At 45.9% G+C, this 26,332-nt stretch carries 27 protein-coding genes; 12 read left to right on the top strand and 15 right to left on the bottom strand.

Annotation, left to right across the window (positions count from 1 at the left end; all coding sequences use genetic code 11):
* Positions 1–11 precede the first annotated feature (11 nt).
* The 4 genes from HQM11_10400 to HQM11_10385 all read right to left on the bottom strand — a co-directional run bounded on the left by HQM11_10400 (position 12) and on the right by HQM11_10385 (position 3,805).
* A complete protein-coding gene (locus HQM11_10400) occupies positions 12–605 on the bottom strand; it encodes a DUF2760 domain-containing protein (GenBank protein MBF0351432.1) in 594 nt (197 codons plus the stop codon).
* 350 nt (positions 606–955) lie between these two features.
* On the bottom strand, positions 956–2,863 hold the full coding sequence (speA, locus tag HQM11_10395; protein ID MBF0351431.1) for a biosynthetic arginine decarboxylase: 1,908 nt from the start codon (positions 2,861–2,863) through the stop codon (positions 956–958).
* A 246-nt stretch (positions 2,864–3,109) separates the two neighbouring features.
* Complete coding sequence (locus HQM11_10390; GenBank protein MBF0351430.1) at positions 3,110–3,520, bottom strand: hypothetical protein; 411 nt, start codon at positions 3,518–3,520, stop codon at positions 3,110–3,112.
* Positions 3,521–3,541: 21 nt separating this feature from the next.
* The gene (locus HQM11_10385; GenBank protein ID MBF0351429.1) at positions 3,542–3,805 is read right to left on the bottom strand and encodes a hypothetical protein; all 264 of its coding nucleotides are present in this window, start codon (positions 3,803–3,805) and stop codon (positions 3,542–3,544) included.
* 156 nt (positions 3,806–3,961) lie between these two features.
* Here HQM11_10385 and HQM11_10380 point away from each other — a divergent pair, with 156 nt between their 5' ends.
* Entirely contained in the window at positions 3,962–4,801 is an 840-nt protein-coding gene (locus HQM11_10380) for a protease modulator HflC (protein MBF0351428.1), read from the top strand.
* A 36-nt stretch (positions 4,802–4,837) separates the two neighbouring features.
* Here the strand turns inward: HQM11_10380 and HQM11_10375 are convergent, their stop codons facing one another.
* Entirely contained in the window at positions 4,838–5,635 is a 798-nt protein-coding gene (locus HQM11_10375) for a ParA family protein (protein MBF0351427.1), read from the bottom strand.
* Between the two features lie 473 nt (positions 5,636–6,108).
* On the opposite strand from HQM11_10375, the gene HQM11_10370 reads away from it, so the two are divergent.
* Complete coding sequence (locus HQM11_10370; protein ID MBF0351426.1) at positions 6,109–6,693, top strand: hypothetical protein; 585 nt, start codon at positions 6,109–6,111, stop codon at positions 6,691–6,693.
* Between the two features lie 29 nt (positions 6,694–6,722).
* Here HQM11_10370 and HQM11_10365 read toward each other — a convergent pair whose 3' ends face one another.
* Complete coding sequence (locus HQM11_10365; protein ID MBF0351425.1) at positions 6,723–8,339, bottom strand: AMP-binding protein; 1,617 nt, start codon at positions 8,337–8,339, stop codon at positions 6,723–6,725.
* A 225-nt stretch (positions 8,340–8,564) separates the two neighbouring features.
* Positions 8,565–8,984: a hypothetical protein gene (locus tag HQM11_10360; protein ID MBF0351424.1), complete on the bottom strand. Its 420-nt coding sequence runs from the start codon at positions 8,982–8,984 to the stop codon at positions 8,565–8,567.
* A 324-nt stretch (positions 8,985–9,308) separates the two neighbouring features.
* Here HQM11_10360 and HQM11_10355 point away from each other — a divergent pair, with 324 nt between their 5' ends.
* Genes HQM11_10355 through rlmKL form a run of 5 tightly spaced genes read left to right on the top strand, consistent with a single transcriptional unit; the run spans position 9,309 to position 14,380 of the window.
* The gene (locus HQM11_10355; protein MBF0351423.1) at positions 9,309–10,679 is read left to right on the top strand and encodes a wax ester/triacylglycerol synthase family O-acyltransferase; all 1,371 of its coding nucleotides are present in this window, start codon (positions 9,309–9,311) and stop codon (positions 10,677–10,679) included.
* A 40-nt stretch (positions 10,680–10,719) separates the two neighbouring features.
* Complete coding sequence (locus tag HQM11_10350; protein ID MBF0351422.1) at positions 10,720–11,670, top strand: hypothetical protein; 951 nt, start codon at positions 10,720–10,722, stop codon at positions 11,668–11,670.
* Positions 11,667–11,849, top strand: coding sequence for a hypothetical protein (locus HQM11_10345; GenBank protein ID MBF0351421.1), 183 nt, complete (start codon positions 11,667–11,669; stop codon positions 11,847–11,849). The genes HQM11_10350 and HQM11_10345 overlap by 4 nt, the downstream gene beginning before the upstream one ends.
* The gene (locus HQM11_10340; protein MBF0351420.1) at positions 11,839–12,222 is read left to right on the top strand and encodes an Hpt domain-containing protein; all 384 of its coding nucleotides are present in this window, start codon (positions 11,839–11,841) and stop codon (positions 12,220–12,222) included. The genes HQM11_10345 and HQM11_10340 overlap by 11 nt, the downstream gene beginning before the upstream one ends.
* 31 nt (positions 12,223–12,253) lie before the next feature.
* Positions 12,254–14,380 carry a bifunctional 23S rRNA (guanine(2069)-N(7))-methyltransferase RlmK/23S rRNA (guanine(2445)-N(2))-methyltransferase RlmL gene (rlmKL, locus tag HQM11_10335; protein MBF0351419.1) on the top strand — a complete coding sequence of 709 codons (2,127 nt, stop codon included), beginning with the start codon at positions 12,254–12,256 and terminating at the stop codon, positions 14,378–14,380.
* Positions 14,381–14,440: 60 nt separating this feature from the next.
* Here rlmKL and rplC read toward each other — a convergent pair whose 3' ends face one another.
* A complete protein-coding gene (gene rplC, locus HQM11_10330; protein MBF0351418.1) occupies positions 14,441–15,061 on the bottom strand; it encodes a 50S ribosomal protein L3 in 621 nt (206 codons plus the stop codon).
* A 382-nt stretch (positions 15,062–15,443) separates the two neighbouring features.
* Here rplC and HQM11_10325 point away from each other — a divergent pair, with 382 nt between their 5' ends.
* Complete coding sequence (locus tag HQM11_10325) at positions 15,444–16,103, top strand: CoA pyrophosphatase (protein MBF0351417.1); 660 nt, start codon at positions 15,444–15,446, stop codon at positions 16,101–16,103.
* A 142-nt stretch (positions 16,104–16,245) separates the two neighbouring features.
* Here HQM11_10325 and fadA read toward each other — a convergent pair whose 3' ends face one another.
* Together fadA and fadB are read right to left on the bottom strand one after the other, a co-directional pair.
* Positions 16,246–17,406: an acetyl-CoA C-acyltransferase FadA gene (gene fadA, locus HQM11_10320; protein MBF0351416.1), complete on the bottom strand. Its 1,161-nt coding sequence runs from the start codon at positions 17,404–17,406 to the stop codon at positions 16,246–16,248.
* Between the two features lie 21 nt (positions 17,407–17,427).
* Positions 17,428–19,584, bottom strand: coding sequence for a fatty acid oxidation complex subunit alpha FadB (gene fadB / locus HQM11_10315; protein MBF0351415.1), 2,157 nt, complete (start codon positions 19,582–19,584; stop codon positions 17,428–17,430).
* Positions 19,585–20,028: 444 nt separating this feature from the next.
* Here fadB and HQM11_10310 point away from each other — a divergent pair, with 444 nt between their 5' ends.
* The 3 genes from HQM11_10310 to HQM11_10300 all read left to right on the top strand — a co-directional run bounded on the left by HQM11_10310 (position 20,029) and on the right by HQM11_10300 (position 21,391).
* Entirely contained in the window at positions 20,029–20,292 is a 264-nt protein-coding gene (locus HQM11_10310) for a BrnT family toxin (protein ID MBF0351414.1), read from the top strand.
* On the top strand, positions 20,282–20,524 hold the full coding sequence (locus HQM11_10305; protein ID MBF0351413.1) for a CopG family transcriptional regulator: 243 nt from the start codon (positions 20,282–20,284) through the stop codon (positions 20,522–20,524). The genes HQM11_10310 and HQM11_10305 overlap by 11 nt, the downstream gene beginning before the upstream one ends.
* A 141-nt stretch (positions 20,525–20,665) precedes the next feature.
* A complete protein-coding gene (locus tag HQM11_10300; GenBank protein ID MBF0351412.1) occupies positions 20,666–21,391 on the top strand; it encodes a PD-(D/E)XK nuclease-like domain-containing protein in 726 nt (241 codons plus the stop codon).
* Here HQM11_10300 and lnt read toward each other — a convergent pair.
* The 5 genes from lnt to HQM11_10275 all read right to left on the bottom strand — a co-directional run bounded on the left by lnt (position 21,383) and on the right by HQM11_10275 (position 24,661).
* Positions 21,383–23,068, bottom strand: a complete 1,686-nt coding sequence (gene lnt, locus HQM11_10295) for an apolipoprotein N-acyltransferase (protein ID MBF0351411.1) — start codon at positions 23,066–23,068, stop codon at positions 21,383–21,385. The two genes, HQM11_10300 and lnt, sit on opposite strands and share 9 nt — an antisense overlap.
* Positions 23,028–23,642, bottom strand: coding sequence for an RNA methyltransferase (locus HQM11_10290; protein MBF0351410.1), 615 nt, complete (start codon positions 23,640–23,642; stop codon positions 23,028–23,030). Before HQM11_10290 ends, lnt begins: the two co-directional genes overlap by 41 nt.
* Positions 23,643–23,712: 70 nt before the next feature.
* Positions 23,713–23,958 carry a DUF2442 domain-containing protein gene (locus HQM11_10285; GenBank protein ID MBF0351409.1) on the bottom strand — a complete coding sequence of 82 codons (246 nt, stop codon included), beginning with the start codon at positions 23,956–23,958 and terminating at the stop codon, positions 23,713–23,715.
* Positions 23,921–24,172: a DUF4160 domain-containing protein gene (locus tag HQM11_10280; protein ID MBF0351408.1), complete on the bottom strand. Its 252-nt coding sequence runs from the start codon at positions 24,170–24,172 to the stop codon at positions 23,921–23,923. Before HQM11_10280 ends, HQM11_10285 begins: the two co-directional genes overlap by 38 nt.
* Complete coding sequence (locus tag HQM11_10275) at positions 24,173–24,661, bottom strand: TlpA family protein disulfide reductase (GenBank protein ID MBF0351407.1); 489 nt, start codon at positions 24,659–24,661, stop codon at positions 24,173–24,175.
* Between the two features lie 366 nt (positions 24,662–25,027).
* Between HQM11_10275 and HQM11_10270 the strand changes: the two genes are divergently transcribed.
* A complete protein-coding gene (locus HQM11_10270) occupies positions 25,028–26,320 on the top strand; it encodes a serine hydroxymethyltransferase (GenBank protein ID MBF0351406.1) in 1,293 nt (430 codons plus the stop codon).
* Positions 26,321–26,332: the final 12 nt, after the last annotated feature.

Below are 26,332 nucleotides of genomic sequence, written 5' to 3'. Positions count from 1 at the left end.
CTAATAATTGATCAAATTTCGATTTCAGCAGGTGCCAGAATCATTCGTGCTCTTGCATCTGTTATTTTGGGAAGATTGCAGGCTTCAACTTTCCAGCCATGATGAACAACTTCTCCCTGAAAAGGCGCTGTCCGGCCTGTATTGCCTGAAATCTGAATTTCAAACGGATTATAGCCAGCATTGACCTTGAAGGTAGAGCCTTCTGTCTCCTTCAAAAGAGGAACAATTTTAAAATAATCATCAATCACAGCTTTACACCCCTGATGCACAACCCTGGCCGCACCGGCGACATCCTGATCAGGAAACGCTGTGATATCCTGATTTAAAAAATCAACCAGCCGTCCGGATTTTTGCAACAGGGACAACAACTGAATGCCGTCCACAAGAGTCTCTTTTTGTGGAGTGGGCACTGAAGATTCAATTTTCTGAGTTGGTTCTTCCGCGTTAACTTCTTCCTCAGAAAGTGTATTTTTTTCCTGTTTCAGCAACATGGCCTGAGCATATACCATGCTGGCGAATTTTCCGCTGAACATGATTCTGAAAAAACAGATGAAAGAATAAATGAAAATCCGATAGAGAAAATTAATTTTTTTTTGTGGTTCCATAGGGTTCCTTTCTGAAGGGCAAAAGAATAAGTTGTACAAGTTTGCTCGTGCCCCTACGTCCCGTGGGGCACGTTATCCACCAGGCGAAGCAGAGCTTCGCACCCACCGGAGCAAGGCTGTTAAGTTAAGTTAAGAAATTACCTGCGAGAAAATCCCCCTTTTCAAAGGGGGCGGGGGATATAACGCTCAGAATAACATCCCCCTACCCCCCTTAAACCAAGGGGGAATTGGTGCCAGTGACTTCACAGGGCTTAACTTAACAGACGTGACCCTCCGGAGGTGGTCATGGAACGGTTACGAACGGGACGTTCGTAACCAGAAAGTCTGCCATGTTATTTTTTGAGCGTTCCTTAGCGATTCCGACTTAAATAAGTATAGCCCTGAAGTCCCTGTTTGTAGAGATCCATCAGGTCACGAGCTTCATGCGGCAGTATTTTTCCCTGACCAAGACTGATGCCGATCAGGTGGGACATGCGTTGCAGCAGGTCATCCGCTTTGAATTGCACATAATCCAGCACATCCGCAATGTTTTCGCCCTCAATAATCTGTTCATAACGCCATGCCCCGTCCTCGGTCAAGGCCACATGCACCATGTTGGTATCACCGAACAGATTATGCAGATCCCCGAGAATTTCCTGATAGGCGCCTACCAGAAAAATTCCCAGCAGATAGGGTTCCTGCAAACTGAATTCATGAACAGGCAACACAGAATTGGGACCACGTAAGCCATCGCCGATAAAGCGTTCTATTTTCCCATCGGAATCACAGGTAATATCCTGAAGTGTTGCTTCCTTGGTAGGAAATTCATTCAGGCGATGGATTGGCATGATGGGAAACAACTGGTCAATCGCCCATGAATCTGGAACGGATTGAAAAATTGAAAAGTTACAAAAATATTTATCGGCCAGATGTTTTTTTAAAGAAAGGGTTTCCGTGGAAAAAATCTGCTGTTCCTGACAATAGCGGTACACGCCCCGTGCGATGGTCCAGAACAATCTTTCCGCCTTGGCACGTTCTTTCAGGCTAAGCAGTCCCAGATTGAATTTCTGGAAAATCTGGACTTTCAATTCCTGTGCGTTATGCCAGGCTCCATCCATCGCCTGATTATCCAGTGTTTGCAAAATTTCATACATTTGCAAAATGGACTCGTCATCATTTTCATCAATTGTCTGGTTCGGATCCCAGACAGGCAGAGAAGTGGCCTCCAGCACGTCAAACACCATCACTGAATGATAGGCAGTCAACGCTCTTCCTGATTCTGAAATGATATTGGGATGAGGCAAATCACCTTCATCGCAGATTCTGAACAGATGCTGAACAATATCATTGGCATATTCCTGAACACTATAGTTGATACTGGCTTGCGTGGTGGATTTTGAACCGTCATAATCCACGCCCAGGCCACCCCCGACATCAATGTAATTGATTGAACAACCGGATTTATAGAGTTCCGCGTAAAATCGGCCAATTTCTTTCAAGGCACCCTTGATCTGGAAAATATCCGTAATCTGACTTCCCAGATGGAAATGGAGCAACTGGACACAGTCTGACATCCCTTCTCTTGAGGCCATTTCAATTGCGAAAATGGTTTCTGCCGCGGAAAGTCCAAATTTGGAAAATTCACCGCCGGAAGATTCCCATTTACCAGCGCCTTCACTGATCAGTTTGATTCTTAAGCCAATACAGGGACGAATCCCCAGGCTTTTTGAGACTCTAATGATGTTTTCCAGTTCAGGAACTTTTTCAACAACCAGAATAATTTTTCTGTCCAGTTTCTGCCCCATCAACGCCATCTGAATAAAATCCTTATCCTTGTAACCATTACAAATAATAAGCGCGTTGGGATTGTCAGTCATGGCTAAAACAGCATGCAGTTCCGGTTTGGAACCTGCCTCAAGTCCAAAATTATAAGGATGCCCAAATTTAACAAACTCCTCAACAACCTGACGTTGCTGATTCACTTTAATGGGATAAACACCAAAGTAATTTCCCTTGTAACTATATTTTTGAATAGCACGGTCAAAACAGGTATAAAGCTTTTGAATTCTTTTTTCGAGGATGTCCGAAAACCGTATCAAGACAGGCAATCCTATACCTTTTTCCTGAATATCATCCACCAGCTCCTTGATATCAATGCAAACGCCATCAGAGTTAGGCAACACTTCAACATTCCCTTTTTCATTGATCTTGAAAAAATCATTTCCCCAACTGCGGATTTTGTACATATTTTCCGCTTCTTGAACCGTCATATTCTTCATACTGTTTCCTTATGCCTGTGATGTAGGATTTTTATTCTTCCTGAGATATACACGTAACGGTTTAGATCTGGAATTATGAGAAAATTCATTTCTAAAAACATCCAAATTCCACCCGTTCCAAGTATAAAAAGCTGATCAGGGTCGAAAAAAATAGACAGGATGTCCATGAAAGACAAGTTGATTAACTCGACAGTTGTAAGTTCTCGGTTGTCAGCGACCAGTTTGGTTGTTGATCAAATTTTACTGTCACAAAACGCCCTGGGGCACCTTGCGAAACGTTGCCTTAAACCTGATTTTTTCGCTCTGGGCCTCAATGGTCAGAGTGACCAGATCATGGTAGGCCTTGAGGGTGAATACCTTGTTTTTCCAGTTGGAGGCGCCCGGTAGGGAGGCGCCTTTCTGCAATTCAAAAAAACCGTGGTATTCATCTTTGACAGGCACATAATACACATACCCGATCCAACCATTGTTGGCCACCATCTTTAGAGTGTGCGGTGTTTCTTCAGTGATAGTGAGCTGGCATTCCAGACATTCTCCGGCGGTGGAAGAGGTCTGTTTCCAGAGGCCTGAGTCAATCCGCCCGGCCCATGCGGCAGAGGTTCCAGCGGATAAGTACATTGATAAAACCAGACACCCTGTGATTCCCATGATTTTCATAAAGTCTCCCCTGTTGAATGTTTATTCCTCTTTGGATTCCCCTTCGATATACACTTTGAACCCGTCCTCCAGCATCCCGCGTAAGCGTGGATCCTCTTTACTTTTTGCTTCCCGGCATTGTGGACAACGACAACTGATATGGTGGGTTTTCTGAAATCTTTTCAATTTGAGTCGAGTCAGGTCCTTTCCATCGCCCTGCATTTCCTCCAGCATTTTTCTGATTTGCTTCAGGGCCAGATCGATCACAGCCTGTTGATGACGAACCGATTTTTTAGAGCCAAACATCAACAACACCTGACAGTTAGGGGTTTCAGAATAACGGGTTTAAGAACTTGCTTTTTAATCGGCCACACGTTACACGCTGAACTCGAATTTATCTCAAAACCGGGAGGCAATCCCTGTTGTTTTCCCCAGTATCTTAATCAATCAGGAGTTCAGATGATGCTCAAACAAATCACCTTTGGAATCATTGGATTGGTGGCCCTTTTTTATTTGACTACCTATGTTGTGGATAAAACTCAATATGCAATTGAGATCCGCCTGGGAGATCCCGTGACCGTACACCTGGAACCTGGTCTTAAATTCAAGATTCCGTTTATCACGAAAATATTTTATGTAGACAACCGTTTGCTGACCTATGACGCTGATCCGGGAGGTATTTTTACTCAGGATAAAAAGGAAATGCTGGTGGATAATTACGCCAGGTGGCGTGTGACCGACCCGCTGAAATTCTATGAAACGGTTCGCTCTGTGGAAGGGGCTCAGGCGCGTCTGGATGACATTATTTATTCACAGACCCGTGAAGTTCTGGGGCGACACACGATTGTGGAAATTGTGTCAGGAAGCCGAAATGATATCATGACACAGATCACCAAACTGTCACAGGAAGCCGCACAAAAGTTCGGGATTGAAATCACGGATGTTCGCATCAAACGCGCTGATTTGCCTGAGGCCAACAGTCGGGCTGTGTTTGGCCGGATGGAAGCAGAACGACGCAGGATTGCCAAAACCTATCGTTCCGAAGGCGAAGAACGCGCATTGGAAATCAGGTCTGCCGCTGATCGGGACCGGATCACCATTCTTGCGGCGGCCAAGAAAACCTCTGAAGAACTCCATGGTGCGGCCGATGCGAAAGCCCTGGAGATTTATGCGGCGGCCTTTCAGAAAGACCCTGAGTTTTACGCCTTCAAACGATCCCATGATGTGTATCGTGAAACCCTGCAAAATGACACCACCCTCATCATGAGCGCCGATAAACAATTTTTTCAGTATCTGCGCTGATTTAGCAGGAACCCGGAAACGGGTTCCTCCACCCCGTCAAACCTTCATGCCCTTCCGCATCAGAAACTCATCGGCCAGACTTTGATAATCGGTCGCGCCCTTGCTTTTTGAAGAATGCTGAAAAATGGTTTCTCCATGGCTTGGACTTTCTGCCAGTGCCACATTGTGCCGGATGAAGGTTTCAAACACCTGTTTACCAAAACGTTCCTGCACCGAATGGATCACTTCACGATGCAGGTTTTTTCGCATATCAGCCAATGTTCCGACAAATCCACCAATTTCCAGTTTGGGATTGATCCCCCGTTTCTTGATCAGACTGATCACATCCAGCAATTGAGTGATGGCTTTGAGCGCGAAAAATTCAGTCTGGAACGGAATCAGAACTTCATCCGCCGCCGCCAGCGCATTGGTCGACAACAAGCCTAATGAGGGCGGACAATCAATCAGAATAAAATCATAATGACTGGAAACCGGTGTCAGAATTTCACGCAACAAGGCTTCTCGCCCCATGATGCCAGCCATTTCAATTTCAGCGGATGAAAGTTCCAGATTGGAGGGCACCGCATGGAGATTGGGAATGTCTGTTTCATAAATCACCTGCTCCAGGGGGCGTTCGGAATCAAACTGACTGACCGGGCGTCTCAGCAACGCGTTGTACAGGGTCCATTCCAGTTCGTCTGGCAAAAACCCCAGATGAGCCCCGAGGTTTCCCTGCGGATCAAGATCCACCGCCAGAATGGAATAGCCTTTCTGAGCCAGTGCCGCGGCCAGATTCACAGTCATAGTGGTTTTACCCACGCCCCCTTTTTGATTGATAACAGCGCATATCGTCATAAATTCCTCTGAATACCGGAAATGATTGTGACAAAAACAGAGTCCATGTAAATGTTGGGCGCATTCAAGCACGCTCCGTTATTGGGGTCAAGAAAAAGCTTGCTTCATGCTGTAGTAAAAAAATAAAAAAAATATTTGACGTTTGTTGATTGAGTTATGTAGAGGAACAAGGAGTGGTACATAAAATGAGGATGTGGCACTGATTTTCGTTAGAAACAAGACTTCGGTTATTTAGAAGCCTTTTGGTAAAAAAGAATACCTTTTTATTAAATAGCCAAACTATTGATTTCAAAAAGAATATATTATGGACCTATTTAGTCTACTTTCAAAATATGCTCAACATGTTTCATTTTCTCATTCAAAATAAGAATACTAAAAAATTATCAAAATATTATCAGTATCTTAAACCACCATAAGGTAAATATACTATTTTTTACCAAAAGGCTTCTTAATAAACTAAATAAGGAGAGACTATGAGACTAACTAAATGGTTGGCCTGCCTGACAGTACCAGCACTGGTATTTGCAGCTTGCAGTACAGAAGAAGATGAGGATGATGAAACAAAAGCGGCGGCCTTGGCTGATGGAACCTATACGGCTTCAGCGATCAGTTGTTCCAGCGGTCAGACTGGATCGGTCTATGAACTGCCGTATTACATGGCATTCATGGGTAATTTGGACGGCGTTACACACACCTTGACTCTAGCGGATGGTGCGGTGTCAGAAGTGATTCAGGATGCTGACTGTAAATTGACACGAACTGGAAAAGTGAAGAAAAACGAGGAACCCTATTTTCAGGAAACAGGTGAAGAAACCTATACGTTTGAACCTACGGGATGTACTTTTTCCGCCACAGTGAATGGCACGTCACAGGAACTGGATGGTACAACGCTGGCTAACGATGTATTTGAAAACGAGGCTGAAGATCCTGAAGGCGATATTCCCTGGGAAGTTTCTACTTCTAACAGTGTTTCCAGCCTCAGCTATGGCCCGGTGGATCTGACAATGTTGGGATGTGGTGCCGCGGACACGATAACCCGCACATTGACCAAACAATAATATTGGTTAGATGTGTTTAATATTACTGATTATTTCATCAGCATTTTTCTCAATTTGGGCCGGTCTACCTTGCTGTTGTGCCGGCCATCCATCGGTAATTGATCCAGTACACGGATTTCAAGCCCAATGATTTTTTCCCGCAGAACTCTTTCATTCAACTTTGTTTGAACGCTGACTGAAGAGGCCCCCGGTTTCAATTCCACAAACATAATGCCACGGCTTCGGTCAGGATGCTGGACCAGTGCAGATTGCCTGATTCCTTCCAGTGCATTGACCATAATTTCTATCTTGAACGGGAACAGTTGTTTGCCATGGTGCAATACCATATCAGAACGACGTCCGAGCAACCAGATTCGCCCCTGAGCATCCTGATATCCGACATCTCCGGTTCTGTGCCAGATATTGCCGTCTGGAGTCTGAATCTTGTTTTCCCGGTTCGCCCGGGGGTTATCAATATATTCCCGCAGAACATGACGTCCTTTCACCACAATTTCTCCAGGTTCACCGGTTTTCACCCGATAAGGAACCAATCCCCGTTCATCGACCCCGGGCAATTCATCCGGAATGGTGACAATTTCCAGTTCAATCAGAGCCACCGGTTTTCCTACCAGAAAGCCTTCGCCTTCCGACTCCGCAATTTCAGACATATGAACATGCGCCACCGGTTCTGCTTCAGTGGAGCCATAGACGACCGCTGATTCAGCGTGCGGCAGGGTTTCCACAATCGTTTTACACAGTTCACGTGGAACCGGAGCGCCGCCACAGGCAATGCCTCTGAGAGAAGGAATGGTGATATGCTCTTCCCGAAGATAGTTGATGATTTTGCTGACATAGGCCGGGGCGCCACTCATACGGGTCACGCCCCATTCCCGGGTCTGTGAAATCACCACTGGCGGAGAGACTTCAGCGGGTTTGGTCAGATCAATCGCGGGCAGAACCGAAGTGATGCCACAACTCATGTTATGCAACACAAACACTGGGAAACAAGTCATATCCACATCATCCGCGTCGCTGGTCCAATTGGCCTTGATGGCATGGTGCTGTTCCAGCAGACTTCCGTGATTGCGGTCAGCCGCCTTGGGTCGTCCAGTACTGCCTGACGTGAAAGTGATGATGGCATAATCGGCCGGCTTTCTGGGAACAATGGTCAACGGCGGAGCATTTTCCACATAAAGATGGTTCACTGAACGCACCAGGAACCCTGTTGAGTCGATTGAAAACAATTTCATTTTGAGCAGAACAGGCAACAAAAACCGGTATTTAAGAATCTCTTCCATGCTGATCACAGCCACCGCTTTCGAATCTTCCAGCGCCTGATAAATCCGTTTGAATCCCATTCCCGCTTCAATGAACAACGGAACCTGACCTCCAGAAAGCAAGGCCAGCACAATGGCATAAAAATCCACACCGGGCCTAAACAGAATGATGACCCGATCCTTGTCCTTCAGCCCCAATTTGCGGAAGCCTTCCTGGTAATTTCCGACCTTGCGGTACATTTCGCCAAACGTGACGGTTTCATAGCGATGCACTTTGGTTGTGTCCCATTCTTTTGGAACCGCTAATGCGATTTTTTCAGGCTGAAGTCGGCCATGATTGAGAATAAATTCGCAAACATTGGTCACATCCCCAAGAGTTACCTGTTCCACAATTGTCTCCTCCTCAAGCAATGATTGTTTCTTTGTGATTGGATTGAATACCATGTAAATTGGTAAGCGTTCAGCCGTCAGCTATCAGTTTTCAGAAAGTCTCAAGGCCTGGAAGCCAAACGATATTTTCTGCTATTGAGTCATAATGCTTCTGAGGCGCATAAACACTGAAAGCTGAATACTAAAAGCTGAACGCTTACGTAAATTGTGATGTTCTATGCATGCTCATGCGGTTGAGTTATTCTGCTGATCCCGCAATTTCAAACCTGAACGCCAGAACAGAAAAAACCACACTGCCGCCCTGAAAATCATGGCACCCACCGTGCGTTGTTCATAAGCGCCACCCAGCAGAACATGGATTTCCAGACCTGCGAAGACTACAATAGTTGCAAAAAAAATCATCAAAGCCAGCCGATGGCTCCAAGTTTTACGCATCCAGAAGCCAATGCCAGCTACAATATAAACAAACCCCATCAAAAAATTAAACCAGACAATCCATGGCACATAAGCCCCGGCGGCTTGCCGTGCCGAACCATCAATAAAAAGAACACTCCCGCCGGATTTGAGTGTCAGTAATCCAAAACTGACAGCGATAAACGCTAACCCGTGGAAGGCCGACAACTGAAAATTTCCTGGTAATTTCATTGTTCTCCCTGAAGTTAAATAATGCTTAAAGATCGAGTTGTTGCGCTCATTCTATCCAGAAATCCATGAATGGAAAAAACACTCCCTGAATGGACCTATGGCAAAAGGACAGACGAATGGCAAGCAAACTCTGAAGAGATAACCTTTGACTGGCAAGCTCATTGAACTCACCCAGCCAGTAGATTAACAATAATGCCAAAATCATCATTCCGGAACTGAAGTATAAATGTTCGAAGTTTTTTATTGGAAATTAGGGTTTTCTTTTGTTACTAAACATTTCAGGAGCACATTTGATTCAATAACCTTGTCCGTGAGGCAATATTTATGAAAAAATTATCATTGATTGATTCCTTATTTATTAAACTTGAAACCCCTGAACGGTTGATGCATGTGGCAAGTTTGCTGGTTTTCAAACTGCCTGAAAATTATGAAGGAGATTATTTTGCCGATGTGATCAAAGGATTCCGGACGGTAACACAATTCATTGAACCCTTCAATGAGGTCGCTGTGATGAATTCATGGGGGCAACCTTATTGGAAAAAAGCGGAAAAAGTGAATCTGGATTATCATGTTCAGCATATAAAACTGCCACAACCAGGCACTTATGAAGAATTGTTAAAGCTGGTTTCAAAATATCACAGCAACATGCTGGGACGATCCAAACCATTGTGGGAATGTTATTTGATTGAAGGACTGGAAGACAACAGATTTGCGATCTATTTCAAGGTGCATCATGCATGCATGGATGGCATGGGCCGTATGCGGGTGGTGCAGGCCGCACTGAATAAAACGCCTGAAGATCGTACCATTACAGCACCCTGGCAGGAGAAACGTCAGGCCTCCAGAGAAAAGGAATCAGAGCCGCTTAAAGAACAGATTGTGGAGGTTCTGCGTAAAAAAGATGATTATTTTCAAAGCATGAAACAAGCGTTCAAAGCGGTCTGGGATCTGAAGAAACAACCCCTTGACCCGGCCCAGGCGCTGATGCCATTGCCCTTCACGTCACCACAAACTCCCTTCAATGTCGCCATTGATGGTAAACGTGCCTTTGTGGCCAAAACTTTTTCCCTGCCGGAATTCAAGGAACTGAGCCGTTCCCTGAATGGTACCGTCAACGATGTGGTCCTGAGTGTCTGTTCAGGCGCATTGCGAAAATATCTGGAGTCCAAACAGTGCTTGCCTGAAAAACCACTTACGGCCTTTATTCCTGTGTCAATAAGGCCTAAGGATGGTAAAGACGGGGGGAATTTCGTATCAAATATGATCTGTAATCTCGGCACAAACCTTTCTGATCCCAGGGAACGCTTAAAACTGATTCAGGCTTCAGCCAATGCGGGTAAATCGCATCTGAAACAACTTTCGGTGGATGCGGCACAGTCATACACCATTTTATCGCAAACTCCGGCAATCATTTTGCAAGTTCTGGATGTACCCGATAAATTCAAGCCCTCTGCCAATCTGCTGATTTCCAATTATCCAGGTCCCAAACAGGCTTTATATCTGAATGGTGCCCTGCTGGAAACAATACATCCCATTTCATTTCTGTTTGGCGGACACGCGCTCAATATTACCTTGACCAGCTATATGGATACGCTCAATTTTGGACTGATTGCCAATGGATCCCACATCAGGGATCTGGACAAAATCGGACAGTTTCTGGAAGAATCGCTGGCAGAATTGAAAGGAATTGTTTAACATACACCAGTTTTCAATTTCACACCAAACAGGTTCTATTATGACACAAGACACCCCCGCTGATAACACTCCGCGTGACGCGGATAAGGATTCTAACAGTATGAATATGTCCGACCTGGTGGTTTCACTGGTCAATGAAAGCGCCTTGCTGGCGGATGTACTCCATTGTTCCCTTCAGCTTCTGGAACTGTTTGATCCTGATGAAATTGTGGATCTGGTAGTGATCTCCTTCCGGAAAAGCTGTCAGGGCGAGTTAAGGGTCTGGACGATCAAGGACATGATGCCTGTCCAGATGGGGCAGGAAGCTATTCAACCTGAGAATCCACAAGACATGGATCTGATCATGGATCGTGTGATGCAGGTGATGGACAACGAAAAATTCCGTCAAACCATTGATCAATACGATTTTTTCCATGATGGAAACCATGTGATGGAAGTGGTTTCAGTCCCCACATCCAAATATGACGCGGCGTATATCGCGTCCCTGTATTTCAAGCACATGCTTCGGGCACTCAACAATCTCAAGGATCGACTGGTGATTGTGAAAACATTCCAGGCAATCCGTGAAATTATGGATTTGAAGGGCAAACTCGAAAACAGCCTGCATGACATCCGGCATCATTCCAACAATTCGATTGTCGTCATCAGTGACCTTCTTCAGGAAGTCATTGATATCAGTGGCGACATCCGGAACAATGTGAAACGGGCAGGACAGATTCAGGATATCGCGTATGCCGCAATGAACGAAACCCAGATTGGTGATTTGACCAATCAGAAAATTTTTGCGTCCCTGCATAATCTGGAACTCCTGTTTATCCGTCTCAAAGACAGCCTTGACAGCACCTCCCGAAAATATCTGGAATCGCTGTATCAACCAACCAACATTGCAAACTCGAGTGAGAATGTTGTTTCTGCAAGCTTGATACAGGGACCGGAACAGCAATCCAATCAAAATGCCGTGGATGATTTGCTGGCAGAACTCGGGTTATGAATATTTCAACAGAATTGCTTGCCTTTATTCCTCATACTGCCGCTGATGCCATCGTAGTCTATGTCAGCCAGTTTACCCATGAGGGAATGTTATTTTTCATTGGAATCCAGCAATTATTTCAGAATCTGTACCACAATAACGCACAGGCTAAACGCAAAGGAATCCGCTTTGCCTGTTAAAAAATTATTTTCCATGACTAAAATCCCTGAATCATCTCTGACTGAATCACTACTGGACTTCAATACACTCCAGCACATCAAACCTTCTTTGTTCAACCGTTTATTGATACTGTTTGAAGAAAGTGTCCCGGATATGGTCCAACAGATCCGGAATGCGTGGGAATCAGGGCAGATTCAATTGGCCGGGAAACTGACGCATAATCTCAAAGGCAGTTGTCTGGCGATTGGAGCGTCCAGAATGACAGACCTTTGCAAACAGGCACAAAACCAATGTATGGAATCTGTTCCTGAATTTCTCCCCCTACTGATCCAGATGGAGCATACTTTTGTGCTCACGCTGAAGGAACTGAAACAACATCAGGCCTCCCTCTGAATTTTCTTATTTTCTCTACAGGTCATTTCCCATGAAATATTCTCTGTTTGTGACCATCGCCAAAGGTCTGGAATCTCTTTTGTCTGAAGAATTGACTTCGATGGGACTGTCCGGCGTCAAACAAGCCAATGCCGGAGTTTCACTTTCAGGAACCCTTGAAGACGCGTATCGCATCTGCCTATGGTCCCGGCTTGCCGGTCGGGTGTTGCTGAGCCTGACATCGTTCACAGCTCGAACCCCTGAAGAACTCTATGCGGGATTTCAAACGTTGGACTGGAGTGAGCATCTGGAGCCACAGGGAACGCTGGCAATCAATGTCAATATTTATGAATCGCCGATCACCCATTCCCAGTATGCCGCGCAAAAAGCCAAAGACGCCATAGTGGACCAATTCAGGGATAAATTTGGAATACGCCCCAGTGTCGATACACAAACTCCGGATCTCAGGATCAATCTTTATCTTTTTAAAAAACAGGCCCGTGTGAGTCTGGATCTTTCCGGAGAAAGCCTGCACCGTCGTCATTACCGCAAGGAAGGCACAGAAGCTCCACTGAAAGAACACCTTGCCGCGGCTATTCTGTGGTATGCAAACTGGCCTTCAATCGCACGACAGGGAGGATTGCTGGACCCCATGTGCGGATCGGGAACGTTCCTGATTGAAGGTGCCATGATGGCCGGAGACATCGCTCCCGGATTGCGTCGTCCCTATTTTGGCTTTCTGAACTGGAAACACCATCAGCCTGAAATCTGGAAAAAATTAGTGGAAGAAGCTCATCAACGAGCCAGGGATGGACTGAAACTTATTCCGCCGATCATCGGCTATGATACCTCGTCTGACGCCATCAAAGCCTGCTGGAGCAACATCCACAATGCGGAACTGCAACGACACATCCACGTAGAAAAACAGGATCTTTCCCAATTAGCACTTCCTCCGGCATTGACAAAAAACACAGGCCTGATTGTCACCAACCCCCCCTATGGCGAGCGGATCCAGTCCGCAGAAGGACTCCGTTTTCTGTATACCCGCCTGGGCAATATGTTGCAAACCGGTTTTCCCGGATGGAAAAGCGTGATTTTGAGTGGAAACCCGTTGCTCCGGGAAACCATCGGATTGCGCCATGACGATTTACTTCCTGTGCAGAATGGTCCACTTGCCTGTGAAGTGCTTCAATACACAATTCCGATGACTATGGATGCCAAAGAATCATATTCTTCTTCAGGGCTGGATATGTTCACCAACCGGGTCAAAAAGAATCTTAAAAAACTGAAAAAATGGCGTGATCAGGCAGGGATTCAGTGTTTCAGGGCATACGATGCCGATCTTCCTGAATATGCTGTATGCATAGATTGCTACGAAGATAAAATTCATGTTCAGGAATATGCGCCACCGTTCACCGTGGATGCCCATAAGGCCTCCATGAGATTGCAGGGAATTGTAGAAGTTCTGCCTGAATTGTTTGGTGTTCCGCCGGACCATGTGTTCCTGAAAGAAAGGAAACGGCAGAAGGGAAATCAACAATACCAGAAAATGTCCAGTCATGGAGCTTCCTTCAAAGTGCGAGAAAACAATTTCCGGTTTCAAGTCAATCTGGTGGATTATCTCGATACCGGACTTTTTCTCGATCAACGGTTGACCCGACAAAAACTGGGAGAATTGGCCAAAGGGAAACATTTTTTGAATTTGTTTGCCTACACCGGGACCGCGACGGTATATGCGGCCGCAAGCGGAGCCGCGTCAACCACAACGGTCGATATGTCGCAAACCTATCTGGACTGGGCCAAAGAGAACATGCTTCTCAATGGTCAGACGGGGAAAAAACATCAGTTTATTCAGGCAGACTGCCTGCAATGGCTGGAAGCCTGTCATCAGAAATATGGTCTGATCTATCTCGATCCACCGACTTTTTCCAACTCAGCGCGGATGAAAACCTCCCTCGATATTCAACGTGATCATGTCCTGCTGATTCAACAAACCATGAAATCGCTATCACCAGAGGGCCTGTTAATTTTCTGCTGCAACAAGCATAACTTCAAACTGGATAGAGAAGGACTGACCGATTACCAAATCGAAGACTGGACAGCGCAAACCATTCCCCAGGATTTTGCCCGGACGCCCAGAATACATCAATGCTACAAATTGACTGAAAAAAGAAATTGATTGGAAGGTATCGAAAAGACAATGCCGCCAGAAAATAGCGGCATTGAACAAACTGAGGATTTAGCGATTGCTTTTGTAGAGGCTTACAAGACCGCCATTTTTTCCTGGAATAGGTCCATTGATCAGAACCAGATGGTCTTCAGGCATGATCCGGACAATGTTCAATCCAGTGATGGTCACGGTTTTATTTCCATGACGACCGTTCATTTTCTTGCCTTTCTGCACTTTTCCAGGTGTGGTTCGCTGCCCGAGACTACCGCCGGCCCGAGGACCACGGTGTCCATGAGAAGCAGGAAATCCGCCAAAATTATAGCGTTTCATAACACCCGTGAAGCCTTTACCTTTGGAAATTCCTGTGATTGCGACAGATTCACCTTCTTTGAAGATACTCATGTCAATTGTTTGACCTATCTGAATCTCGTTGATATTGTCAGGTCGGAATTCTTTCAGGTAGCGTAAGGGGGCTATTCCTTTGAAATGACCTTTTTCAGGACGATTCACTTTTTTTTCAGAGATTGGCTCAAATCCAACCTGTACGCTGTTGTAACCTTCTTTTTCTTCAGTTTTTTTCTGAATCACAGTGATCGGACCAACACGCAGAACAGTAACAGGAATTGCGTTTCCGGTTTCATCAAAAATCTGAGTCATCCCGACTTTTCGTGCTAGCATTCCATCCAGCATGGCAACCTTTAATAATAATTGTTTTTAAATTGATCCGGCATACACTACTGATTTTTCAGTAACTCCGGTCATGCACATCTCGGCAGTTATTCCCCGGATACCATGAATTGTTTCAATGAGATTCACTCTGGCAATTCATCAGTGGGCTTGACACGGCGGGGCCATGGGGAAATGAAAAACTGAGTATATAGCCACAAAAAAAACAGATGGCAAGATATAATTTTCTGGAAACCCCGCACAATCAAAGAAACGACCATGTTCATACGTTGATGCAAAATAAATGGACAAAGATTGTCTGATTATTTAACTGACATGGTCGTTTGTGTTTGTTATAGAGATGGAACACAAACAATGATTAACTTTCCAGATACGGGGCAAACCTATGACATCCGCGACAGATATCAAAGCATTGTTCCGCTACACCCCCCGCAAAATTCCCGGAAGAAAACAACTGCGACGCTCCTGCACAACAGTGATTCTGGATGAATCACCGGATGAAGGCTGGAAAGTATTGCTGATTCAACGTGCCCGGAAAAAAGGTGATCCTTGGTCAGGGCACATGGCATTCCCGGGGGGGCGGTTGAGTGAGAATGATCCTGATTCTTTTTCAGGAGCCTTGCGGGAGCTGAAAGAAGAAATTGGAATGGACGCACAATGTATTGAACCGCTGGGAAGACTTTCTGATGTATTCACCCTGGCTCACCGACGCTCCAGACTCATGATCATCACTCCGTTTGTATTCCGCCTTACAAACACCCCTGAACTGCAACTCAATCATGAAGTAGATCAGGTTGTCTGGATTCCATTGTCTTTTTTTCTTGATCAGAACAATCGGAAACAAATGACCTGGAAATTCATGGGAAAAACCTGGACGCTCCCCTGCTATGATTTTCAATCTTACCGGATCTGGGGACTCACCCTGATCACCCTGGATGAAGTGTTTGGTTTATTCGCACAAAAAATTGACACAAACCAACGGTTTCGCATCCTGCATCCTACCAATAAACTCAGAAAAAACTGGTTTAAGGTGCCGTGTCGTTAAAGAAAAAACGATTCCGATACTTGATTTATAGACTATCGCCTGAAAATCGATGAAACGATGACTATGGCCATTGGTTTTGTTCAGGGAAGGAAAAGAGGGGGTGGGAAACAGGACCAGTGATCCGGCCCTGTTGTGCTAGAAGTTAGACTCGTTCAAAAACGGTCGCGACTCCCTGGCCAAGTCCAATACACATGGTGGCAACACCAAGTGTTTTGTCATTGGCTTTCATCAGATGCAGCAATGTTCCTACGATACGGGTTCCAGAACATCCCAACGGATGCCCCAGTGCGATCGCACCACCATTCAGGTTGACTTTTTCCTCAACCTTATCGAGCAATTTCAGATCTTTCAGAACAGGAATGGACTGTGCGGCAAACGCTTCATTCAATTCTACCAGATCAATATCGTCAATGGTTAATCCTGCGCGTTTCAAAGCTTTTTTCACGGCTGGAACAGGTCCGTATCCCATGATGGAAGGATCTAGTCCGGCAACTGCCATAGAGCGGATTTTTGCCAATGGTTTCAGTCCCAGTTCTTTGGCACGATCAGCAGACATCACGATACAGGCGGAGGCGCCATCAGAAATCGCTGATGAATTAGCGGCAGTGACAGTCCCCTGTGCGCTGAAAACAGGTTTCAACTGATTCATGGATTCAAAACTGGCATCCTGACGAATCACTTCATCATTTTCACACAGTTGCAGGTTACCATTTTCATCGTGTCCATTCATTGGAACAATTTCATTTTTGAATCGTCCATTGATGGTTGCGTCCCATGCTCGCTGGTGAGAACGCAACGCGAATTTATCCTGAGCTTCACGGGAGACGCCATGCATGATGGCCAGCATTTCCGCAGTAAGCCCCATGCTACCAGCAGCTTTTGCCACAAATTTACTGATGCGCGGGTTGAAATCCACGCCATGTGTCATGGGAACATGTCCCATGTGCTCCACGCCACCACAAACATAAACATTGGCCTGATCGGTCATGATGGAGGTTGCCGCAATATGGATGGCGGACATGGAAGACCCGCACAGGCGATTTACAGTCTGGGCTCCGGCAGTTTTAGGCAGACGGGTCAGCAATGCCATGTTTCGGGCAATGTTGAATCCCTGCTCCAGTGTTTGCTGAACACAACCCCAGATCACATCTTCCACTTCCTTGGGATCAACGTTGGGATTGCGGTCAAACAGCGCTTCAACCAATGCGGCGGACATATCTTCAGCACGAACATTGCGAAACATTCCCCCCTTGGAACGTCCCATTGGCGAGCGAACAGCATCAACGATTACAACTTCTTTCATATGAGATCTCCAGAATAGAAATTAAGATTGATAGAAGGTTTTTCCTGATTTTGCCAATTGCCGCATCTGCTCAGTCGGTTCATAGACTTTGCCGAGAGATGCGTATTTGTCAGCTTTTTCACAAATTTTGGCAATTCCCACGGTGTCAGCGTAATTCAGGGCACCGCCTCTGAAGGGAGGAAAACCAATTCCGAAAATGAGTCCCATATCCAGTTCCGCGGCTGAACTGACAATATTGTCTTCCAGACATCGTGAACTTTCAATGATCATGGGAATCATCATCCGGTCAATGATTTCGTCATCAGAAATACCTGCGAGATCACCATGGATCACAGGCTTCAGGAGATCTGCCACTTCCGGAGCATCACTCTTTTTGGGTTTTCCTTTTTTATCAAGGGAATACAGATAAAACCCCTGATTGTTCTTCTGGCCGAAGCGCTTGTTTTCATACATCACATCCAAGGCGTTTCTGCCTTCAGGTTTCATTCTGTCGGGAAAACCTTCTGCCATCACTTCACCAGCATGATGAGCGGTATCAATTCCAACCACATCCAGCAGATAAGCCGGTCCCATTGGCCATCCGAATTTTTTCTCCATGATTTTATCGACTCGTTTGAAATCGACGCCATCACTGACCAGTTTCTGAAATCCCGCAAAATAAGGGAACAGGATCCGGTTGACCAGGAATCCGGGACAGTCATTCACCACAATTGCGGTTTTGCCCATGGCAGTGGCATACGCAACGGTGGTTGCGATGGCTTTCTCACTGGATTTTTTACCACGAATCACTTCAACCAATGGCATTTTGTGTACAGGATTGAAGAAGTGCATTCCGCAGAACATTTCAGGACGCTTGAGTCCTTCTGCCAGATAGGAAATGGAGATGGTTGAAGTGTTGGATGAGAGAACTGTGTCCGCTCTCACATAACCTTCTGTTTCCGCCAAGACCATTTTTTTGATTTTGGGATTTTCCACAACCGCTTCAACCACGATATCCACGTTTTTCAAACCGTCGTAAGACAGGGTGGGATAAATCGAATTCAGCGTATCGGCCATTTTTTTGGTGGTCAGACGACCTTTGCTGACTTGTCCATCAAGCAGTTTGGTGGCTTCGTTCAAGCCCAGTTGAATGGCCGCATCATTGATATCTTTCATATGGATCGGTGTGCCTTTGAAAGCGGACTGATACGCAATCCCGCCACCCATGATTCCAGCACCAAGCACAGCGGCGGATTTAACAGGATTGGCTGCTTTCTGAGCGGATTTTGCTTTTTTCTTCAGTAGTTGGTCGCCCATGAACAGGGAGATCAAGGATTGAGCCACACTGGTGGTTGCCACTTCGCTGAAACCTTCTGCTTCAATTTCCAGAGCGTCATCTCGTCCCAGCTTGGAACCAGCCTGCATGACACCAACAATGGTCAGTGGTGATGGATAGTGAGGTCCGGCCTGAGCGGCGATAAATCCCCGTGTGCCTTCAAACACCATGGTGCTTTCAATTTCGCCCAGTTTGAGCGGCTCGAGTTTTTCCTGTCTCCTGGCTTTCCAGTCCAGTTTTCCACTGATTGCATGATTGAGCAATTGCAGGGCCGATTCGCGGGTTTTATCAGGAGCAACCACAGCGTCCACAGCACCTGTTTTTAAAGCCTCTTCCGCTTTGTTTTCTTTCCCCATGCAGATCCATTCAATCGCATTGTCTGCACCAATCACTCGTGGCAGTCTCACGGTTCCACCCCATCCGGGAAGAATTCCCAGTTTGACTTCAGGCAGACCGACTTTTGCGTCTGTTGACATGACCCGATAGGTGCAGGACAAACAGAATTCAAATCCCCCACCAAGCGCAAAACCATTGATGGCGACAACACTTGGAATGTTCAAATCTTCAAGCTTAGAAAACACCCGGCTTCCAGCTTTGATACCTTCAGCGATCTCAGCGGCGGGTTTTTTAAAGAAATCAATAAATTCTGTAATATCCGCACCGACAATGAATACACTTTTTGCGCTGGTAACCAGCAATCCTTTGGCAGAACTGTCCTGGCTGATTTTATCAACGGCTTCTGACAATTCCTGAAGGGTGAGTTTATTGAACTTGTTCACCGACTCGTCTTTTAAGTCAAAAGTCAGCTCAATGATATCGCCGTCAATTTTCTTACATTTAATGGCCTGACCCTCAAATATCATATGGCAACCTGTTCTTGAGGTGTTGGGAAGACGCTCTTGAGCCGGAATAATCATGGTCTCAGGAACGAGTTTATGGAAGAAAGGGGGGTATCGTGCCTGATCAAACTGAATTTGCAAGTTTGATCTCAACTACTGAAAAATGCGGCTTGGAATATGCGATGGGTCACATTTTATAAAGGGGATTTTCGAAACTGTATTCAGGCATTTTGGCTCTGATGCAAACACACACTAACAGACTCTACAGCAAGAAAGGTGTAACTGGTCCCTATAGCTTAATTCACACTTAAAAATGTATTTCCTTAAAACACCACTGAGATATGACGCTACCGGGGATCATCAGGGTAACAACGCGCAATAAATTTTAAGATATGAATGAAACTTCGTTCTTGTGATGATACGCTGTAAGGTATAATCATTAATCTAATAATACCCGAACAGGATACTATGAACTTTGAGTACGATCCTCAAAAGAGCCTTGCGAATCAAGAAAAACATGGAATTGATTTTGAAACGGCCAAGAATCTATGGAAAGATAACAACAGGATTCTCTTTCAGGCCCGAAGTGATACGGAACCAAGGGTTGCAATGATTGCTTCATATAAGAAAAGACTTTGGACTGCATTTTACACTATCAGGACGGATGTGATTCGGATCATTTCTGTCAGAAGATCACGTGAAGAAGAAAGGAGACTGTATTATGAAAGCTGAAGAATTGGATGAACTGTTTGACAAGGGCGATGATATCACTCCCTATTTAGACCTATCAACAGCACAACGACCTTCGCATAAACAGAGAAGTGTGAAAATTACTTTTCCTGAATGGATGATTCACTCGGTCGATCTGCAGGCAAGTCAAATGGGAGTTAGCAGGCAAGATGTTATTAAAATATGGATTGCTGAACGTCTCAAAAGCGAATCCGGCGTGATTTTATCTGGTTGAGAGGCACCCGGTCGTCCTAACCACCAAGGCTCCACCAGCCATTTCTTGGTGGAAGCAATGCCAGCTTTTTTAGGCACTTCAAGCATGTGTTCTTTTTGTTTTCGTTGTTCTTCTTTTTATTTGATCGCTTCTGCTATTTCTATGCATCGCCAACAACCGGGAATCTATCCTGATATGGATTTTGAAACCTATCAGCAATCAGAAGGCCTCAATCAAACCACCTTGAAAAAAGGATTATCCCCACAGCAATTTTTTCCTTCAGGCCCGGAAAGTCCGCTCGTTTTCGGGATAGAAGCACACATGCTACTGCTGGAACCTGATGTTTTCCACCAAACCTTTCAACGGGCACCGGAAGGCCTGAACCGAAGGAGCGATGCCTCAAAAAACCGTTGGAACAGGCTGGAACAGGAACAGGGAAAACAATTAATCAAATCCAATCGCTGGGATGGCCTCATGCGGTTGCAAAAAGCGTATGCCGTGCATCCCGGTGTGCGACAATTCATGGCAGAAGGAATGCCCGAAGTGTCGTTGTTCTGGAAGTTACCCGAAACATCACTGATGTTGAAAGGACGACCGGACTGGATGAACCCACAGCAGAAATATCTGGTTGACCTCAAACTGGCCTCACGGGTGGACGCTGAAAGTGTGAGGAAAGCTGTTACCTCAAGGTCCTGTCTGCTACAGGCCGTCTGGTATCTTTCAGGCATCAAGGCGCTGACCGGAGAAGTCTTTGCCTATCACCTTATTTTTATTCAGAAACATCCGCCGCATCTCATCAGTTTGTATCAACTCACTGATAGCGATATTCAGCAGGGAGAACAGGACGTGGCCGAGGCATGGAATGTGTTCCGGTCAAAGTCAGAATGATGAGGCCTCCGAAGGGTGCGGTTCAAACCTTCTGAACAGCAACACACCAATCCACAGACACACCCACAGACCTCGCACCAGCAAAGCATGATCCCTGTAAAATGAATCATGTCGCTGGAGGGACAGTGTATGGATGAGATAATCCTGTGTGAACCACTCTGTGCGGGAAGTCTGGAACTTGCCCTCCGCGCCAATCACAAAACTTGGTCCATTGTTGGATGAAAGTGTCAGGGGAACCCGGTTTTCAATGGCATTCCAGCGGACTGCCATTTCCATCAACCGGGATGCGTTGGTTTTGCCAAACCAGGCGAGATTGCTCAAAACAACGGCACCGTCAGCGCCGTTGCGTACCATGTCCCTCAGAATCTCGGGGAAAAACACATCAAAACAGATCGGTGCGGAAATTCGCATGGATTCTGACAATTCAAACACTTTGGGTTCATGCCCCGCCTCAAATTCAGACATGTTTTCCACATTTTCCCTGAGCCAACGGGCATAAAATGGAAACCAGTCCGCCAGGGGCAGATACTCTCCGAACGGGATCAGAAATATTTTATCGTACCGCCCGTTCAATGTTCCATCCGGATTGATCAGAAACGCGGAACCCCAGAAGCGCAGTTGATCCGTTTCATCCTGTTCCCAATCCACAGACGTCAAGAGAATGAATACATGGTGCAGTCTCGCAAATTGCTCAACCTTGTCACGCATGGATTCATTTTTAAGAAACGCCGCCGGATATGTCGATTCAGGCCAGACCAGCAGTACCGGCACCTCGGATCGCCGTTCATCAAGAGAATCGAGGGCCCTGATGGAATCACTGAACAAATCACTGAGATTCCTGTTGCGCGTTGAATAGGCCAGCGCCGGATTGGATGCCAATTGCTGAAGTGTGAAATTAGGCTGAAGGGAGATCATCCGCACTGATTTTCCTGATTCAGGAAAAATCGACGCAAGTTGCTGTTCCCTGAGGACGCCATAGGTCAATCCGCCAAACCATAGCACCAGTAAAATTCCGAAGGCCTGCTTTAACGGATACAATTTTGTGGGGGACTGCGCTTGGCGAAACCATCCGATCAACCATAAATGCCCTCCCATGACATACAAACCAAGCCCGGGCGCGCCGATCAAATCCGCAAGTTGGCTGATCCATGGAATTCCGTCAAAGGTTAAGCCGCCATAACTCCAGTGGAACAAGCCGGGGTGTGCGGGTTCCAGCATCAAAAACCAGAACAGCCGAAGCAATAATTCTGAGGTCCCTTTTTTGCGAATCAACAGAACGGGAAGCGCCAGTTCCAGCCAGAGAATGAGGGTGATTTCGAGTCCATAACCAGCACCAACCAGCAGGGCCAGAGGGATCGGGAGATGACCGAATACACTGGAACTGTGAATGATCCAGGGACACCCGACCAAGGAAACCAGCGTGCCCACGATCCAGCATGCCATTACTGAGCGAAGCCACCTTTTTTTCCAGGAGTGTTCATGATCCTGATCCAGCAACACCAGCAGAGGAAGCAGTGAAATGAGTCCCAATAACTGCAAATGATACCCGGGAACGGCAAGACCTGTCAGAACTCCGGCAACAATCGCCAGCATCCACCAGGGGGCGTGTAGAATACGCGAAAGACTTCGTGAAAAATCAGGTAGCATGGGGAGTATTGAGCAATTTTGGATCGGCATTCCGGTTTGGTTCCCGGTCTGTATAGGCGCTGGAATCCATGAGATGTTGCCCTCGCTGAAGGTACAGTTCATACATCATGATTCCCGCCGCCACTGAAATGTTATAACTTTCGACCATTCCGACCATGGGGATATAAACCATCTGGTCACAAACAGCCTGAACTTCTGGAGACATTCCCAGACTTTCCGAGCCAAACGCGATCACACATTTTTCAGGAAATTTGAAATCTGTCAGCTTGGTGGCATTCGGTGTCAAATGACTGCCTACCAGGACAAAGCCTTCCCGTTTTTTCTCGTCAGCAAAAGCTTTGATATCCAGCACATCCTGATAATGAATCCATTTGCGGGCACTGGCGCTGGATTTACGTCCCAGCTTTTTTGATTCTTCAAATCTGGAAACACCGGGACGATTGTAAGTGTAATACATGTTGACGGTTTTGATTCCCAAACCATCGGCGGTTCGGAAGACGGCCGCAATGTTGTGAGGATCCCAGACGTTATCCATCAGCAGTTCCACTCCCGGGATTTTGTTGGAATAATAATCACTCACCAGTTTTTGACGTTTTGGTGTCATGATATCTCCGGTTCATAGGAAAAAAACCGTTTTGACAACTTTCGTACAAGTGAACATCTAGCACTGATCATCAAGCAACATCCTGATTTATGTGTTCAATCAACATATGCCCAATACTTAAATGAAAATCCAGATCAGGCCACTCTAATCCTGATTGTTTGCATATAAATTTATAATTGAGACGCTGAGCAATCGTTGCGGATACTAATTCCGGGTACCATTCAATCGGAGTAGAAATAATTCTCCCATCTTCCAGTTCCACATGAAGGTAATCATCATTAATCTTTACTGTCTTCCCTTTGACTAAAGAATGCATCCCACGCCCTTTCAAGTAAATTCTGGTTCTCTTTGATAATTTTTTTAGCACGTTTCAAATCATTTGCTTTGAGGTAAGAATAAATCACTTTGATTGATCGAATCTCAATTTTAGCAAATTCATCATCGCCAATCATAACATGGACATGCTTGGGTTCATGATCATTTTTGTAAACAAAAAATTTAAACCCAAATTTTGTAAGAAGTGTCCCCATTTACTTCATATTCTGCGTGAGAGCATCCTCAATTTCTTTCATGGTTTTTTCCTCAAGGCCCGGATATTCAAATAAAACTTGTTTTTGTTTGATGCCATAGAGCGTGGGAAACCTGAATTCTCCAGTAAAAAACTTGCGGGCCAGATTGCCCTGTGAATCATGATAGAACAACTCCTGAGGCACCCCGAGTTTATCGGCAAAACTCCTGATGCTTTCAGGTGAATCATCTTTCATAGGATCAATGAATAACAGCGGAACATCAGGAAAATCCTGGCTCAGTTTTGCATAAAGCACAGGAATTTCTTTTATGCAGGGCACACATCCCACAAAGAAAAAACTGATCACATAGGGCGCTGTCTGTTTTCTTGAAATAAACTGGGTTCCATCCAGATTACTGATGAAAAACCCGGGCGCCGAGGCTCCAAAAACGGTAAATCCGGTACACAGCCATAGCAATAAACCTGACAGCAACATATTAAAGTGTTTCATCATTTTCTCCTGCGTTTGAAAGAAAACAAGATTCTGGCAAATAACAGACCGGATAATCCCGGACTATAAGAAGTTCATAGTTGTCACACCATGACATTCATGGTTTTCTAACAGATTCTCACCCGTTTGTGTATTTTTTTTTGCCTTCCAGAGCGAACACACAGGTTTGCCCCTACAATTTGTGGCCGAAAACAGGATCCCCCCCTCAATGTCGCTGATTTTTAAACAGTGCTGTTACTTGTGTTTTATTTCATCTTGTGAAAAAACTGCCCCTCTCTGGTGATACCTGAAGAGGGTAAAACCTGAACTTTCTCAAAACGGAGAGATCCTTCTCCGCTGAATTCTGATACCTTAAACGGAGTCACTATGCCTGTGGATATTAATGATGTTCTGGAGATTGTCGACAAACAAAATCAATGGAGGGGAAAAGAAACCCTGAACATGATCGCAAGCGAAAACATGCAGTCTCCAGCAGTCCGTCAAATTGAATGCAACGATTTCATGGGACGCTATGCCGAAGGGCATCCGAACACAGTTGATGCCAGAAATCGTTATTATGAGGGGACATTGTATATTGATCAGGTAGAAAGCATGGCTACCCGTGAATTTATTGAACTGGCAGGTTGCAAACAGGCGGATGTCCGCCCCATCAGTGGCAACCAGGCCAATACCGCGGTCGCACTGGCCATGTTGCGGGGAGGTGATACCGTGATTGCCAATTCCATTGATGCCGGCGGGCACATCAGTCACAACCCCATCGGTGTGTTCGGGCGCAGAATCCAGGTTCGTGGACAGGTGCTGGCAACCGGCAAGGAAAACTCAGTCAATCTGCATTTCTGGCCAACAACGCCTGATGGCTATCACATTGACGCTGAAAAAAGCATGGTGTTGATTGACAAGACTTCTCCGGATCTGGTCATTCTGGGCAAAAGTCTGTTTCTGTTTCCTGAACCTGTGGCTCAGATTGCGGAAGTTTGCAGGACTAAAAACATTCCTGTTCTCTATGATGCGGCTCATGTTCTGGGTTTGATTATCGGTGGACAATTCCAGAATCCCTTCAAGGAAGGCGCTCATTTTGTGACAGCGAGTACCCACAAAACCTTCCCCGGGCCTCAGCGTGGGGTGATTCTGGGGAATTTGTATACCGAGCAGGAACTCAAATGGTGGACAAACATTGATCGAGGCATCATGCCCGGTTCTTCCAGTAACCACCATCTGCATACGCTTCCGGGCCTGCTGGTAACGATCCGTGAAATGAAACAGCATGGAAAAGCCTATGCCTCACAGATTGTTAAAAACGCAAAGGCTCTCGGTGCGGCACTGGATCTGGAAGGGGTGCATGTGGAAGCAAAAGAATTTGGCTTCACACAAAGTCATCAGATCGCGCTCAATGTGACCAAATATGGTGCGGCGATCGAGATTGCGCAAAAACTGGCGGACAATAACATTATTGTGAATTATAACATGCTTCCCGGAGATCAGGACCCCCGAAATCCATCCGGACTGAGGATCGGTGTTCAGGAATTGACACGCTTCGGCCTGAAAGAAAATGAAATGGGTGAAGTGGCAACACTGATCAAGGGTGTGTTGACCGGCAAGCAGGTTAAAGATCAGGTACTACAGTTGCGTGCCCGATTTCAGAACGTTGAATACGCCTGAACCAGACTTCAA

This window comes from SAR324 cluster bacterium (assembly GCA_015232315.1).
Classification (GTDB): Bacteria; SAR324; SAR324; order SAR324; family NAC60-12; genus JADFZZ01.
This window is presented reverse-complemented; position numbering and strand designations above follow the sequence as displayed.